Genomic DNA, 16,233 nt, shown 5'->3' on the forward strand with positions numbered 1-16,233 from the left:
ACCCGGCTCTTTCCGGTGATTGTTTATACTATACCATTTTGCTTATGAATCCTTCTTCTCAACCTGACAAGGTGCATTACGGTCGAAATATCAAGCGCTTTCGGGATATGCTCGGGATCAAACAGGAGCGGCTTGCATTTGAGCTTGGAGCGGATTGGTCGCAGAAGCGAATCTCTTTGCTGGAAAAACGGGCTTTTATTGAGGCGGAAGTATTGGAGCAAATCGCTTTGGTACTGAAAATACCGGTGGAAGCTATCAGGAAGTTTGATGAAGAAACTGCGCTGCTTAACCTTCAGACCAATTTTAACGAAATTGCACCCGGTAAGCCGCCGGTTATGTCGGAGGGCTTTGATCCGCTGATGAAATGGGTGAAGGCGATCGAAGAAAATGAAAGATTATACGAAAGGCTGCTGCGGTCCGAACGGGAGAAAGTGGAGTTGCTCAGAAAGGTCCTGGAAAAATAGTCCGGCTTGGTTTCCTCAGTCGTACCGGAGAGATCGTTATTTTTTGATGACTGTTCCCCGCCCGTATCTCTTTACCTGGACGATCTTTACCTGATCACTTCTTACTTCTACTTTTTTTAAGTCTTTGAAGACGCCATTTTCGTCATAGAAGCCAATCATGCAGGACAGCTCGCCTTCATGCCGCCGTATGTCAACGCGGGGTTGATGGCCGAAGTTCGGGATATCCACGCTGTCTTTTATGGTCATCATTTTGTACCGGATATCAGCACGGTAGCGGAACCTCAGAGGTGTTTCAAAAAGCCGGACCGAAAAGACAAAGTCATTCAAGGGGTCAGGAACTTTGGCCGTGTAACCGGCTACAGCCTGCTTGCTGATTTCGGTCCGTTCCATCGGAATGGTGTCATTGACTATGACACGTACGCGCCCATTTTTTTGTGATACGCCGTTCTCTTTTGACGCCTGCCCATTGCCGCATCCTGTTAGCCAGCCGGATAGAATAATAAGGAAGCCGGAAATCAGAAACCGGGAATTAATTACAACGACCCGACGGCCGGTTGCTGAATGCTGATAATCAGAAGGGTACAATCGAAATCTTAAAAACATACAAAGCACAATAAGTTGGCTGGTTTGTAAAGTATAGGATTGGTACGGAAACATACTTCAACCATATGGTAATTGCAAATTGCAGGTTGTTTTATCAAAGCAGCGTCCCCCCGATACCTAATGGAAATTTCTCCCTTTTGGAAAAATCTCCATCTGTACGCCATAGTGAGGTGGTGGGTTGCTGCCTGGGCCAGCCGGTTCTGAATTTGGCCGTTTTGCAAGCTGATCTTCCGTAATCCCCAGTTTTTGCAAAAGCCCGCTTTCATCATAGCACCGGTGTACCACTACATGAATCACATTGCCTTCTCTTTGTAATTTCCCATCGGCCATCAACAGGCGGGACCGCACAATCTGGCTCCGGTACCTGGCAAAAATCTTTTGAAAGGCAACCAGGTTGACAATGCCGGTTTCGTCTTCCAGGGTGATAAAACAGATTCCGGTGGCAGTACCCGGCCGCTGGCGCACCAGTACCAGGCCCGCTACACGCACCAGGGTACCATCGGGCCAGTTTTTCACCTCCTCGGCTCTCAGGACCCGTCGGCTAAAAAGCTCCCGCCTGATCAGGGCGACCGGGTGCGCTTTGAGCGAGAGACCGAGCGTCGCGTAATCCTGCACCACATGTTCGCCTCTCAGCATTCTGGGGAGCAAGGCCGCAGGTTCCAGCTCGGTTTCGGATGGATGGCCTTCGAACAGGCCGGAAGGGACGTCTGCCAACGCGGATATTTCCCAAAGGGCTTGCCGCCTGTCCAGCCTTAACGACCTGAAGGCATCCGCATCTGCCAGGCGCTCCAGCGCGTCCAGCGGGACCCCGGCGGTCAGAAGGTCTTGTATGCGGGTATAAGGCGAAGCCCGGTTTTTGGAAAATCGATTCATTTTTTCTTCGGGCAATCCTTTTACCTGGCGGAACCCCAGCCGGAGACCGCAGTACTTACCGGCTTTTTCTTCCAGGGTATTGTCCCAAAAAGAGTGATTGATGTCTACCGGGAGCACCTCTACCTCGTTTTTTTGCGCGTCTATAACAATTTGGGCCGGTTGGTAAAATCCCATCGGCATGCTGTTGAGCAGGGCCGCTGCAAATACATCCGGATAATAACATTTCAGCCAACTGGATACGTACACCAGCAGGGCGAAGCTGGCCGCATGGCTTTCGGGAAAGCCGTAGCTCCCAAACCCCTCCAGTTGTCTGAATACCCGTCTCGCAAAGGCCTCTTCATAACCTCTTTCTATCATCCCGTCCACGAGCTTGTTTTCATAATAGCTCACCTTTCCTTTGGATTTGAAAGTAGCCATGCTGCGTCTCAGGCCATCCGCTTCGGCGGCGGAGAAGCCTGCTGCTTCGATGGCGATTTCCATAGCCTGCTCCTGGAAGAGCGGAACGCCCATTGTCCGCTCCAGGATCGCCCGAAGTTTTTCGCTGGGGTATTCAACCGGTTCTTCGCCGTTGCGCCTGCGCAGGTAGGGGTGGACCATGTCGCCCTGTATGGGGCCGGGCCGCACAATCGCTACTTCAATTACGAGGTCGTAGAAGCTGCGCGGGCGCAGGCGCGGGAGCATTGACATCTGGGCCCGGCTCTCAATTTGAAAGACGCCGATGGTCTCGGCGTCGCAAATCATGTCATATACCTTCTTACTTATCTGCGGGTTGTCCGGGTCGTCACTTGTATGGGAGATTTCAGCCAGGGTGGGGGAAAGTCCGTAATGTTCCCGGAGCAGGTCGAAAGCCTTGCGGATACAGGTCAGCATGCCGAGCGCCAGTACATCGACTTTCATGAAGCCCAACGCTTCAATATCGTCTTTGTTCCACTCTATACAGGTCCGGTCTTCCATCCTGGCATTTAAGATCGGGCAGAGGTCCGATAGCCTGCCCTGCGTAATGACAAAACCGCCCGTGTGCTGGCCCAGTTGCCGGGGAAATCCTACGTATTGGTTCATCAGCCCGAGGACCATCCGGAGGTGCGGGTCCTTGGGGCTGAAACCGTCCTGCGAAGGTTGGTCGCCCGCGAACCATTCCTCCGTAAACTCAAACAGGGATTTGGACAACCTGTTGATGGCGTCTACCGACATGCCCATCGCTTTTCCTACATCCCGGATGGCGCCTTTCCGGTGTACCTGGGTGACGGTGGCCACGATACCGGCCCGGTCCCGGCCGTATTTTTTGTAAACGTACTGCATTACTTCCTCCCGGCGCTCGTGCTCAAAGTCGACGTCTATGTCCGGCGGCTCGTCCCGGGCGTCCGACATGAAACGGGCAAACAGGAGCCGGGTCTTTCTGGGGTCGACCGAGCTGATCCCCAGGCAGTAACAAACCAGGGAATTGGCGGCGGATCCGCGCCCCTGGCATAAAATGGAATTCTCCCGGGCATACCGTACAAGGTCGTATACCGTAAGAAAATACGAGGCATAATTTTTCCGCCCGATGAATTCCAGCTCTTCCCGTACCCGGTCTGCATATTTTGCGATGAAATCGTTCCCCAATTCTTTCCCGGCTCTTTCCCAAACGAGAAACTCCAGCTCCTCCTGTGGGGTTCGTCCTTCGCTGACAAGTTCTTCGGGGTATACATACCTGAGCGAATCCAGTGAAAACCGGCAGGCTTCTGCAATCTCCCATGCCCTTTCGATGGCGTCAGGATATTGGCGAAAAAGCCGGATCATTTCTTCCGGCGATTTTAAGTGCCGTTCGGCATTCGGATGAAGGCGGTAACCGGCATTGTAAATGGTGCATTTTTCCCTGACGCATGTGATAACGTCCTGGAGCTGTCTCCTTTCGGGAATATGGTAATGAACATCATTCGTAGCCGCCATCGGGATATGCAGCCGGGTGCTTAAGGTATGCAGGCGGTACAGTAGTTTCTGGTCATCGCCGTTGTAAGACCTGGCGGCAGCCAGCGAAAGGTTGCTGCCAAGGGCTTCGCGGTATTGTATCAGGCTTTGCTCAAACGCCGGCTCGAGGTTGAATTGCCGGTTAAGCGCCGAAGGTGGGACCACGATGAATTTTATCCCTTCGGCATGGGTAAAAATGTCCTCCCGATAGAGCTCGCATTTCCCTTTTTCGGTCCTGAGGTTCCCGGTTGAGAGCAAACCTGAAAGCCTGGAATATGCGTTGGCGTCGGTTGGGTATGCCAACAGGCTCGGCCCGTCGAGCAAATCAAGGCGGCAGGCCGGGATGATTTCGATGCTGCTTTTTTTTGCAGCCACATGTGCCCGTACGATACCGGCCAGTGTATTCCGATCGGTAATCGCAATTTTTTGATAACCCAGTTCCGACGCATGCGCTACCAGTTCTTCAGGGTGCGAAGCGCCGCGCAGAAAACTGAAATTGGTGGTAACCTGTAGTTCGACGGCCGGGGTTTTGTCCATGATATGGAAATGTATTATGAAAAAAATCCATGTATGTACCACTTGGCTGTGCCTTGATCGTAATAGCCTGACCGGAAAATCCAATAGCGGGCACCCTGGTCATTTTCAACGGTATAGTAGTCCCGGTGCAATCCGTCAGATAACCACCACTCCTGCTCAATCCGTTCCGGTCCGTCGGCTTTGGCTATCCGGTGCACTTCGTCCTTGTACCGGAACAGGACAGGCGGGTAATCCGGTACCGGCGCCGTAACGAATATGGCTTCCGGGCAAGGCAGGAGATGGGTGGGTCTTGGACGGTCTGTTCTCCAGTCTGTGGTAGATTTTTCTTCCAGTGAGCGGGCCTGTGTAACCGATCGTTCAGGCCAGTAGTGCTCGGCAGGGAGGTAGCGCCGCACGATGTCGTGCCCGCCCCGGCCTGCCATACGGTCAAGTAAGGCAGCTATAGCCGTAAGGTTTTTGTCGCCGGTAATGCTCCAGAAGCTTCCCTGTTCTTCCCGGATACCGGTGACAACCGGGGCTTCCAGAATCAGCAGTTCGATACCCAGGTCAGGCTCAATGGTATTGATTTTGAGCGCAAACAATCGCAACAAGTGCTGTATATGGCAGGTGGGTCTATAGGTGCCGATTTCTATTTGCTGTGTTTTTCCATCCAGTCTGTAGGTCTTCAGAATGGCTTTTTGTAACCCTTTATGCTCTTTGGCGAGCCGGTTGCATAGCAATTCAAGCAGCCTTTCTATGGCAATCCGAATAGCTGTAGCCGTACAGATAGGTTCCAGGCATGAGAGTTGCTCGCGGTACCGGACTGCCGGTTCTACCGGCTCAATCCATTCGCTAGATTTACCCAGTACCTGGTCGATGCGGTCAGAGAGCTCAGGTCCGAATCTCCGCCGCAGGGAGCTTCGCGGCATGTCTACGAATTTGCTGACGGTGGAAAGTCCTAATTTCAGAAGCTTTTCGACAATTTCGGGGGATATGCGAAGCGCGGCGGGGGGGAGTGGGAGAATGGCTTTCCGGTCTTCACCGGGTGGTATGATAACCTGTTCTTTCCCGAACCGGGCTAGGGCCCATGCCGCGCCCGGGGTACCGGCCATGGCAACCCGTATATGGTAGCCAAATTCACAGAGTCTGTCGCGTATGTCTTTCAGGTATGCCGTTTCTCCCTGCCACAAATGCGTACAGCCCGTTGCATCGAGCAAAAGGCCGTCGGGTTGATCAATGGCTACGACAGGGGTAAAACGAATAGCCCATTCTGCCAGAGCCGACAGCAGTTTTTCCGGTGAAGTCTCTTTTTCTTCTATGACCTGCACATCGGGGAATGCTGCCCGGGCATCGGCGACTACCATGCCCGGGACGATCCCTAATGCGGTAGCGGTGGCACTGGAGGCGGTGACCACCATGCGCCCCCGCTGCGGGAGCGCCATTACAAAAGGGACCGATTTCATATCAGGGTGTTTGCGGATATGACGGTCGGTCAACAAATGCCTGAACCAAATGGCAACGTAGCGTCTCATGCAGTGGCTGTTTCGGATAAAGGTTGGAATGACAGGCCCGGGTCCCGGGATGGGGCGAGTGACTCAAAATGGGTTTCAGCCCACCACATGCGCCAGCTCCCGGGCTGCCCGTTGCGGACTTTTTCGAGTGTAACTTCCCAGGCGGGGAAGCCCACTCCCGGTAAACCCGGTTCCGAAACACTGGCGATGGGCAGGATTTTCCATCGGCAGACGGAAGCAATGGTCGACGCTTTCGCAGGGTAACGGCGGTGAAGAAAGCAATTCACACGGCTTTGTTCTACAGCGAGCTGTAAACGGCGCGATTGGGCCAGGTCAAGATCGGATATTTCGCCCACGACCGCGCTTAGCGCCTCGCATTTCAATGCCTGCTCGATCATCCAGGATAAATCGGCGGGTTTCCGGTTATCAATGAAAATTATATTGTGTGGGTTTAGCCCGAAGAAAACCAGGGCCGGCGGGAACAGCATCCGGTGGGTGCCGATCCACAGACAGATGCCGTCATGTCGGGTAATACGGCTCAGCAGAGCGGCCATAAACCCAGAAACCGAAGCAGCCGTTTCGGCTGAAGTACTGACAAACTCATGTATGCCTACCGGAAAAAAACCATAAGGAAAAGCCCCGGTTATGGGCCCTAAACCGGTGTCTGCCGCACGTCCTTCTACAAGTTGAGGGACGCCCTGCATGGCTAAAATCTCCTTTTTTAACTTGCTTACAATCTCGCGTTCCATAGCACTGACCAGGATAAGATCGCCGCAACCGGCCTGTCGGCACACAGTTTCTTCGATTTGATTCAACTTTAATTTAAAAAACAGTATATTTGACACGATTCATGTCAAATGTTTGACACTAATAATATCAAACAAATGGAAGACCTCAAAGTTTTTTTCGCACCGAATATTAAATTCCTGAGGGAAAGGGCGAGGCTCACCCAACAGGAGCTGGCAGACCGGCTGCGGCTTACCCGCAGCAAGCTGAATGCATTGGAGTCAGGACAGACGTCGGCACCCCGCCCGGAAGATTATCTGAAGTATTCGGAGATATTCAAGATGAGCATTGACACCTTGTTGAAGGTCAATTTGTCTAAGCTGGGAGAGTTGAAGATAAGAGACCTGGAGGCAGGGAATGATGTATATATGACCGGGAGCAGGATGAGGGTGCTGGCGGTTACGGTAGATGCAGAAAACAGGGAGAACGTGGAGTATGTACCTGTAAAGGCCAAAGCCGGGTACCGTAGCGGCTATGCCGATCCGGAGTTTATTGCGGGCCTTCCGAAGTTTTCAATGCCGCAACTTCCCTCGGACGGAAGTTTTCGTATGTTTCCTACGACAGGGGATTCCATGCTGCCGCTGCCGGAAGGCTCGGATGTTATAGGGCGTTATGTGACGGATTGGACTGCCCTGAAACCTGGCGCCCTGTGCATTGTGATTTTAAAAGGAGAACAGGATTTTGTTTTCAAAAAGGTATCGGTAAAGCAGAAGGAACGACTGGTTTTGCTGGAATCGCTCAACCCTTTGTATGCGCCTTATGAGGTCCCGGTAGATGAAGTGCTTGAAATCTGGAAATATCACAGTTACCACGCACAGGAAATTCCTTCCCCGGTATCGGACGTACAGCATATTTCAGTTGCAGTGAGCGAAATTCTGGCGCGGTTGAAGAAAATGCAGCCAGAGTAGTAGCTTTGAGGTGTGAGGGGTGAGACGTGAGGTGTGAGGGCGAACTAATCTCCCACAACTCATACCTCATACCTCATACCTATACCCCACCACTCATACCCATATAACATGAGAAGTTTTTATATAGTATTCCTGGTATTTTGTGCGGTATTCCCTTCTGTCGCGCAGAAAAAAAAGCAGCAGGTCCCGGCACCTGCGGTCTCAAAAAAAGCGCTTCATCACAGTGTGTACGATTCCTGGGAGGAGATTCCGGAACAGGTACTTTCCGATGACGGGAAATATGCCGCTTTTGTGATTAACCCGCAGCAGGGAGATGGTTACCTTTATCTTTACAGGACTGCCGACGGGCACCTGGTAAGCAGGATTGCGCGGGGAAGCGAGGTGAAGTTTACCGGGGATGGCGGTTTTGCTGTTTTCAGGATCAAACCGCAGTTCCTGGCCGTGAAAGAAGCCAGGAGATCGAAGAAGAAAAAAGAAGAATTGCCGAAGGATTCGCTGGGGCTTTTTTCTCTGGTAACCGGTGAGCTGGTGAAATGGCCTTCGGTGATCTCCTACCAGGTCCCGGAAAAAGGAAGCGGCTGGCTGGCTTTTCAGGCGGAACGGGCTGCGCAGAAGACACCTTCCGATTCGCTTTCAAAACGGAAACCCAGAAAAGAAAATGAAGAAAACGGTTACAGCCTTACCCTGGTGAACCTGCCGGGCAAGGCGGAATCAAATTATCCGTTTGTAAAGGAGTATGTTTTCTCTGAAGACGGCGCCCGTCTCGCATTTTCTACGGTTGATTCGGCGAAGTCGGCCAGTATTATGGTTTGGGAAAGAGGAACGGATGCGCCTCACCCCATTCTTAAGGGGCTGGCAGGGCAGTCGTTTAAAAAAATAGCCTTTGACAAAAGCGGCACGAAACTTGCCTTTGTCGGAGACCTGGATACGAATGCAAAAACGCAGATCAGGCGCCCGCAGCTCTATTCCTGGAAAAAAGGCGACCGGGAAGCACAATCAAGGGTCGGGGAAGGAAATCAACCCGGGCCGCAAGGCTGGCTGGTAAATGCCGATTTTACCCCCCGGTTTTCAAAAGACGGGCGATTGCTGTACTATGGGATCAATCCCTTACCGGTAGTGCCTGACACTACATTGCTCCCGGAAGAAATAGTTGACCTCGAAGTGTGGCATTGGCAGGATGCCACCCTGCAGACCCAGCAAAAAGTAACTGCCGAGGCTGATAAAAAAAAGGCCTGCCTCGCCGTGCTGAATCTGGCCGATGGTAAGTCCACCGCTTTGGCAACGACCGCTTCAGAAGCCGTCAGCCTGGTCAATGAGGGCGATGCCAATTTTGTAGTAGTTTCTGATCCGGGCCCTTACCTGCATGCGCATTGGGACTGGAATCCGAAGGCGGACATCTACCTGGTAAGCACTGAAAATGGAGCGAAAAAGCGGATCAGGGAGCGCCTGGAAGGGAAAGCAACGGCTTCCCCGCTCGGGAAGTATGTGTATTGGTTTTCAAACCCGGATACTGCATGGTTTGCCTATTCAACGGACAGGCAGACGCTTTCACGGCTTACCGACAACCAACTGGTGCGATTCGCTGATGAGGAAGATGATCATCCCGATTTCCCGTCGGAGTATGGGATTGCGGGGTGGACAACCGGCGATGAATATGTGGTGATTTATGACCGGTACGATTGCTGGCTGATCGATCCGCTCCGTCCCGGTAATCGCCGGAAGCTTACCGATGGCAGAGAGCGGAAGCAACGGTACCGGTATATTCCGCTCGATCCGGACCAACGGAATATTGACCTAGGAAAACCGCTCCTGCTGAGATCATTTAATGAGACTACCAAGCAGGAAGGGTTTTATGTTTACTCGTTTGCCGATAACAAACTGACCAGGGAATATGAGGGTGATTTCAGAATAGGCGCTCAGGTACGTAAGGCCAGGGCCGCCGATAAGCTGCTTTTCACGCGGGAAACCTTCCGGGATTTTCCGAACTGGTATGTGTCTGACCTGCAAATGAAGCATCCAAGGCAGATCACACATGCCAATCGGCAGCAGGAGGAATACCTTTGGGGAACTGTCGAGCTGGTGGAATGGAACTCTGCAGACGGGAAAGCGTTGAAAGGGCTTCTGTATAAACCGGAGAACTTCGACCCGAAGCGAAAGTACCCGATGATGACCTATTTCTATGAGCGGAACTCGGATAACCTGCATACCCATTTCGCGCCCAAACCAATCAGGTCGTATATCAATTTCAGTTATTTTACCAGCAACGACTATCTCGTGTTCGTTCCCGATATCGTATACGAAATAGGTTATCCGGGTCAGAGCGCGTACAGCTGTGTAGTTCCGGGAGTGTTGAATATGATCGGGAAAGGTTTTGTGGATGAGTCCCGTATCGGAATTTCGGGACATAGCTGGGGCGGTTACCAGACCGCTTACCTGGTTACCCGGACCCATCTTTTCAAAGCCGCCGAAGCAGGTGCGCCGGTGGCGAATATGACCAGTGCCTATGGCGGTGTGCGGTGGGACACCGGTTTGGTCCGCCAGGCGCAGTACGAAAAAACCCAGAGCCGCATCGGTGGGACCTTATGGGAAAAGCCGCTGCAGTTTATAGAAAACTCGCCTTTGTTCTTTGCTGACCGGGTGCAGACGCCGTTGCTCATGATGCATAACGACAATGATGGTGCAGTTCCCTGGTACCAGGGAATCGAGTTCTTCCTGGCGCTGAAAAGGTTAAATAAGCCTGTTTGGATGCTCAATTACGTGGGTGAAAAGCATGGACTCACCAAACGCCAGAACATGACCGATTTTGCGGTCCGGCTCTACCAGTATTTTGACCATTACCTCAAAGGAGCTCCCCGGCCGGAATGGATGGAGACCGGCTTGCCTTATCTGGAAAAAGGGATTAACCAGCGGTTGCAGCCGGCTTCCAAGCCGTGAGCATTAGGCCGGGAAAACAGAAAGGCGTACTTTTGTATTTTTGGGAAATCGGAGATCGGAAATCAGAAATCGGCTGCACAGATTCGGCCCTATCGCGACCAATCTCCGATCTCCGATCACTGATTTCCGATTTCCGATTACCGATTTCCAACAAAATGGGGCTAGACGAAAAGCAATGGAGGGCATTCCGTAGCGGCGAGAAAAGCGCACTCGCCGGTATAGCGGAGCGTCATTACCATTCCCTGCTCCGTTATGGAATGAAATTCGGTCTCGACGACGCCGAAATTCAGGATTGTATCCAGGATTTATTTCTCGATTTGTGGCAGAACCGGGAGCGGGTTGCCGACACGCCCAGTGTGAAGAACTATCTTTTTAAAGCGGTCAGGAACCGGATTATCGACGTGATCCGGCAGAAGCAGCGGTTTGGCCCCGTGCAAAGTGAAGAATGGCAAGTCAGTTTTTCCGATTTTTGTACCGTCGAAAAAGAGTGGATAGAAAAGGAGTACCTCACCGAAGTATCGCATCAAATCCGGCAGCAAATGGAGGCGCTTCCGAAAAGGGAACGGGAAGCGCTTTACCTGCGCTATTTCGAAAATCTTAGCCTGCAGGAGGTGTCGGAAATTATGGGCGTTAACCGCCAATCGGTCGCTAATTTTGTACAGAAGGCGCTTCAAAGAATGCGGGGCAGGCTGACAATCCCCTTGTTGGTTATTTTTAGCCTGGAATATTTTTTCTTCAATAATAGGGTATAGCCGGAGAGGTTTTTCGTAATACTCCAGGTCGCGGAAAGGGAATGTAACCTTGCGCAGTTGCCGGCTATGGATCTGAATAATATAGAAGATTTTCTTGATAATAAGCGCTTTGTGAAGTGGCTTCAGTCCGACGATGCGGAACTTGACGCTTTTTGGCAAAGTTGGCTGCGTGACCATCCCGAGAGGAAAGACTTGTTTTATCACGCGGTGGCGACCTGGAAATTAATCGGCGAGGCGCCGGGAAACTGGCCGGAAGGTGAGGTCGACGGGAAGCTTGGAAAGTTAAAAGACCTGTTGGAGGAGGCGCCTGAAGCGCGCCGGTACCGGCCGGTCTGGTATTACGCGGCCGCCGCAGTCCTGGTGCTTGCCATGTGCATCGGATTTTTTGGCCGGCAGTCGGCGAATGATAAAAAAGATGGCCTTGCGAAGGCGGAATTGCAGCAACCCGTTTTTAAAACGGTTGCTAACCGGGCAAAATCCCCTCTTTTAATCAATCTGGCTGATGGAACTTCTGCCTTGCTCTCGCCGGGGAGCGCACTTTCTTTTCCTGAAAAATTCGAAGCTGACCGTCGTGTGGTCCGTTTGAATGGCGAGGCTTTTTTCGAGGTGGAAAAGAATGCAGCGGTGCCATTTTATGTGCAGACGTCGCTGTTGACTACGAAAGTGCTGGGAACCAGTTTCAGGGTCCGCTCATTTGAAAGGGAAGCGGATGCCAGCGTAAGCGTGTTGAGCGGCAAAGTGGAAGTGACGGCCGCTACCCGCAAAGCGGGTAATTCTGCCGGATCTCCCGGTGTGGGCAGCGAAGTGGTTTTGGGCAAAAACGAGACGGTCACGCTCCGGAAAGATACTGACGAATTATTGAAGTCGGGACCGGTCAGCCAACCCGGCGAGCTTTCGGACGTGCCCGGACAGTATTCCTTTGATCTGAAATTTATTCCGGCTTCCGAAGTCTTTTCCGCACTGGAACGCATTTACGGCGTAAGAGTTGAGTATGACGCAAAGCGGTTCGGGCGATGTACGCTGACAGCCGACCTGGAGGATGTTCCCTTCCTGAAGAAAGTAGAGCTGATTTGCGCGGGAATTGACGCGAGTTATTCCCTGAATGGATCAGTGATCCGGATTTCGGGCAGAGGTTGCCTTGAATAACAAGTTTCCACTGATGTTTCCAAATCTTAACCCTATGAAAAAATCCTGAACCCGACCTGTCTAAAAGAAGGGCGATGATGCTGCTACATCATCGCCCGGATTCCCTCTGGCTCAAGTGATTAGCCCCTTTCTGGAAGGAGGAGGGAGCCGTTTTGCCGATTCCTATTAGTTACCAACAAAACATAACAAAGTTATGGACTTACCTTTATTTAACCGTGAGGTTATACTCAGAATTATGAGAATTACCTTCGTCCAGGCCCTGCTGATTATGCTGCTTATCAACATCGGTTGGGCCGGTCCGGGCCATGCGCAGGATCAGTTGAACCGGACCGTTTCCGTAAGCTTCAGTGAAGAATCGCTTGAGCGGGTAATGGAAAAACTCGAAGCCGTAAGTGGCGTGGGTTTTATCTATAGCCGGGAACTGATCCATTCCGGGCGGACCATCTCCTATACCGCCCGGAAAAAGAAGCTGGAGATAGTCCTCAACGATATTTTTAACTCCCTGTCGCTGCAGTACAGGGCGGAGGGAAATAAAATTATTGTCAGGAAAATCAGGAAGGAACCCTACGAGACGGTGCAGCCCCTGCCATATCCCGGGCAGGAAGCCGTGCCCGATCATAAAGTAGCCGGAACGGTAACCGATGAAAATGGAGGCGTACTTCCGGGGGTGAACATCCTGCTGAAGGGCACGACAAGGGGAACGACCACGGATGCTTCGGGAAATTTTGAGCTGAATGTCCCCAACGGTGACGCGGTGCTTATTTTTTCATTTGTGGGTTTCACAAGCCGCGAAGTAGTGGTAGGGAACCAGCAAAATATCAGCGTCAGGCTGGCGGAAGATAATAAATCACTCCGGGAAGTGGTCGTTACGGCGCTCGGAATGAAACGGGAAAAACGCTCGCTGGGTTACTCGGTAGGTGAAATTTCGAATACCGAGCTCAACAGGGTTCCGCAGGAAAATGTTTTGGGCGGTCTCCAGGGAAAGATCACAGGGCTGCAGATCAACAATTCCTCGCCGGAACTGAATGCCGAAACTCATGTTTATATAAGGGGCACGAACTCGCTGACCAGCAACGACGACCCGCTGGTCATTGTGGATGGGGTACCTTCCGGTAACCCCAATGTACTGTCGGATATCAGTGCGAGCAACATTGCGAGTATTTCGGTACTGAAAGGCCCGAGTGCAGCAGCGTTGTACGGGTCGCGGGCCGGAAGCGGCGTAATTCTGGTTACGACAAAGAACGGGCATTCGGAAAAGAAAGGGCTTGGGGTTTCGTTCAGCTCGGGATATACTTCCACCGTTCCTTACCGGTTTATTGAAATGCAGAACCGGTTTACCACCGGTAAACGGGGGATCTTCGACGAAACGGCCTACCAGCATTGGTTCGGTCCGGAAGAAGGAACCGAAGCGGTTCAATGGAATACAAACGGTGTGGCGCAGCCGCTTAAATTTTATCCCGACAACCGCCAGAATTTTTTTCAAAATGGTCATAGCCTTATCAGTGACATCAGTGTGGGCGGGAACTACGACAAGGGGAACTTCCGGGTTTCATTTAATCACCTGGGGGGGACCGGGAACTCGCCCGGGATGGAGCTGAACCGTGTCGGTGTCAATCTTTCCGGGCGCTACAATGTCTCGAAAACTGTTTCGGTAAGCACGAATCTCAATATCCAGAATTCATTCTCCGATAATTTCTTTACCCAGCTGGCCAATCAATATGCCTATATTGATATCAATACCCTGCCGCCGCACGTGGATGTGAACGGGCTGCGCAATTATTGGGCCATAGAGGGGGAGCAGCAGCGCAATGTGGGTAAAAGCTACAACAACCCGTGGTTTGAAGCATATGAGCACCGGATGCCGTTTAAACGCGACCGAAGAATAGGGAATGTGGCGCTGAACTGGGAAATATTGCCCGAACTGAATCTGACCACCCGTATCTCCGAAAATTTTTCTTATGAAAAAAGGGAAGAGCTAAGTCCCTGGAGCCTGTACGGCGGTGCAACGCGTCCACGCGGGGGCTATAACGTGACGACGGAGGCCATGCGGGAGTTAAACGGGGAAATATTGCTCTCCTACAAAAAGGACATCGGTGATTTCTACCTCGCACCTACCGTCGGCGGCAACCTGATGTCGCAAACGCGTGAAATGACTTTCATAGGGGGCGATAACCTGGTGATGCCCGGCCTTTACACCGCATCCAATATTGAAAGGGCGGGCCTGGCCTACCAGACGGGTGTCTATAAAAAGGCTATACAAAGCGTATATGGATTATTGTCAACCGGCTATAAAGATTTTCTTTACCTGGATTTCACTGCGCGTAATGACTGGTCAAGCACGCTTCCGTCTGACCTCAGGTCTTATTTTTACCCGTCGGTGTCTGCCAGCCTGATGCTGAACGAAATTGTCGGGCTTCCGGGTTGGGTCAACCTGCTGAAACTGAGGAGCGGATGGGCGCAGGTCGGGAAAGATACAAATCCTTACACCATTCACCGGGTGCTGAACCGTGGTACCTGGGGAGACCTTACCTATTATACCAACCCACCGAGCCTCCCGAATACGAGGCTCAAGCCTGAAATAGCCACATCATATGAAGCCGGCTTCGATTTCTCGATGCTGTCGAACCGGGTAAGACTGGAGTTTACAGCGTACAAAATGAGGAACAGGAACCAGATCCTAGATGTCAACGTCTCCCAGATGAGCGGTTATAACGCTGCGAAAATCAATGCCGGGGTCGTCGAAAACTGGGGAACGGAAATCGGGCTTCAGCTTACTCCGGTGAAGTCCCGCGAGTGGCAGTGGAATTCCAATATTAATTTCACGAGAGACCGCAACAAGCTTACTGAGCTGACGCCTGGAGTTGACCAGGTGGTTTTCTGGCAGGAAAACGGCGCGACGGCCATCACCCGGGTAGGCGAGCGGCTGGGTGATATTTACGGATATGACGCCGTGCGTGTGAAAGAAGGCCCGTATAAGGGCTGGGCGCTCCTGAATGCGAATGGCAAGCTTCAACAGGATAACTCCCGTACCGTCAAAATCGGTAACTACATGCATAAATTCATGATCGGCTTTCAGAACAGCGTCAGCTACAAAGCCTTCACGCTTTCTGCCAGTATCGACTGGCGGCAGAGGGGCGAGTTTTATTCCAATACAATGCAGCGGTTTGCAAGATCCGGTATTGTCGAGGACTATCACAATGGGGTGCATTCCAGCACTTTTTCAGGCATTCTGGGCGCTAACTCATTCGGCGGAGACCCGGATCAACTGGCTCAGGAAATCAAATCAAACCCTGAAATCTACCGGGACGGGAATGTTTGGATTGGCGGCCGGACTCAGGATTTGGGTGGCTTCCTGTACAATGGCGTTTACCATGGCGCCTTTTTCCCGGGAGTTATCAGTAATGGCGCCGGCGGCTATACAGAAAATTTCGGCGGGGCAGGGACCCGTTATATCAACACCTGGGAGGTACACGAGCCGGGTGGCGGATATTGGGACATTGCCATCGCAAACCGGTTTATTTACGATGCCTCTTTTGTAAAGCTGAGAGAGCTGTCCCTGACCTATGACCTGCCCGGCGCGCTGGTCGCGAAGGCCGGAATCCGCAAAGCTTCCCTATCGCTGTTTACCCGGAATATCATCCTGTGGACGGCAGCCAACATCGGAATTGATCCCGAACTGGCTTATATGCGCAGGCAGTCCGAGTTTCAAAGCCGTGGCATTGAACGTTTCGGCGGAGCCGGTCCCTGGATTGCCTCCGGCGGCGCAACCCTCAAACTCGAATTCTAACCCGAT

The 16,233-nt window shown here is 52.2% G+C and carries 10 protein-coding genes; 6 read left to right on the forward strand and 4 right to left on the reverse strand.

All coding sequences use genetic code 11. The features are described from left to right. Nucleotides 1-44 precede the first annotated feature (44 nt). Nucleotides 45-464 (forward strand): helix-turn-helix domain-containing protein, encoded by a 420-nt coding sequence (locus ABD852_RS04565; protein ID WP_345026840.1) that lies wholly within the window; start codon nucleotides 45-47, stop codon nucleotides 462-464. Nucleotides 465-500: 36 nt separating this feature from the next. Here ABD852_RS04565 and ABD852_RS04570 read toward each other — a convergent pair whose 3' ends face one another. From ABD852_RS04570 to ABD852_RS04585, 4 genes are all read right to left on the reverse strand, one after another. Further along, complete coding sequence (locus ABD852_RS04570) at nucleotides 501-854, reverse strand: hypothetical protein (protein ID WP_345026841.1); 354 nt, start codon at nucleotides 852-854, stop codon at nucleotides 501-503. 330 nt (nucleotides 855-1,184) lie between these two features. Continuing rightward, nucleotides 1,185-4,424 carry an error-prone DNA polymerase gene (locus tag ABD852_RS04575; RefSeq protein ID WP_345026842.1) on the reverse strand — a complete coding sequence of 1,080 codons (3,240 nt, stop codon included), beginning with the start codon at nucleotides 4,422-4,424 and terminating at the stop codon, nucleotides 1,185-1,187. A 14-nt stretch (nucleotides 4,425-4,438) separates the two neighbouring features. After that, the gene (locus ABD852_RS04580) at nucleotides 4,439-5,935 is read right to left on the reverse strand and encodes a Y-family DNA polymerase (protein WP_345026843.1); all 1,497 of its coding nucleotides are present in this window, start codon (nucleotides 5,933-5,935) and stop codon (nucleotides 4,439-4,441) included. Beyond that, on the reverse strand, nucleotides 5,932-6,663 hold the full coding sequence (locus tag ABD852_RS04585; protein WP_345026844.1) for an ImuA family protein: 732 nt from the start codon (nucleotides 6,661-6,663) through the stop codon (nucleotides 5,932-5,934). The genes ABD852_RS04580 and ABD852_RS04585 overlap by 4 nt, the downstream gene beginning before the upstream one ends. A gap of 135 nt (nucleotides 6,664-6,798) precedes the next feature. Between ABD852_RS04585 and ABD852_RS04590 the strand changes: the two genes are divergently transcribed. The 5 genes from ABD852_RS04590 (at nucleotide 6,799) to ABD852_RS04610 (ending at nucleotide 16,227) form a co-directional block, all read left to right on the forward strand. Then, nucleotides 6,799-7,608, forward strand: a complete 810-nt coding sequence (locus ABD852_RS04590) for an XRE family transcriptional regulator (RefSeq protein ID WP_345026845.1) — start codon at nucleotides 6,799-6,801, stop codon at nucleotides 7,606-7,608. 108 nt (nucleotides 7,609-7,716) lie between these two features. Further along, complete coding sequence (locus ABD852_RS04595; protein ID WP_345026846.1) at nucleotides 7,717-10,542, forward strand: S9 family peptidase; 2,826 nt, start codon at nucleotides 7,717-7,719, stop codon at nucleotides 10,540-10,542. Nucleotides 10,543-10,697: 155 nt separating this feature from the next. Further along, complete coding sequence (locus ABD852_RS04600) at nucleotides 10,698-11,294, forward strand: RNA polymerase sigma factor (RefSeq protein WP_345026847.1); 597 nt, start codon at nucleotides 10,698-10,700, stop codon at nucleotides 11,292-11,294. A 66-nt stretch (nucleotides 11,295-11,360) separates the two neighbouring features. Further along, nucleotides 11,361-12,440, forward strand: a complete 1,080-nt coding sequence (locus ABD852_RS04605) for a FecR family protein (protein ID WP_345026848.1) — start codon at nucleotides 11,361-11,363, stop codon at nucleotides 12,438-12,440. A 193-nt stretch (nucleotides 12,441-12,633) separates the two neighbouring features. Next, on the forward strand, nucleotides 12,634-16,227 hold the full coding sequence (locus ABD852_RS04610) for a SusC/RagA family TonB-linked outer membrane protein (protein WP_345026849.1): 3,594 nt from the start codon (nucleotides 12,634-12,636) through the stop codon (nucleotides 16,225-16,227). Nucleotides 16,228-16,233 lie beyond the last annotated feature (6 nt).

The sequence above is a fragment of the Ravibacter arvi genome (genome assembly GCF_039540405.1).
Lineage (GTDB): Bacteria > Bacteroidota > Bacteroidia > Cytophagales > Spirosomataceae > Ravibacter > Ravibacter arvi.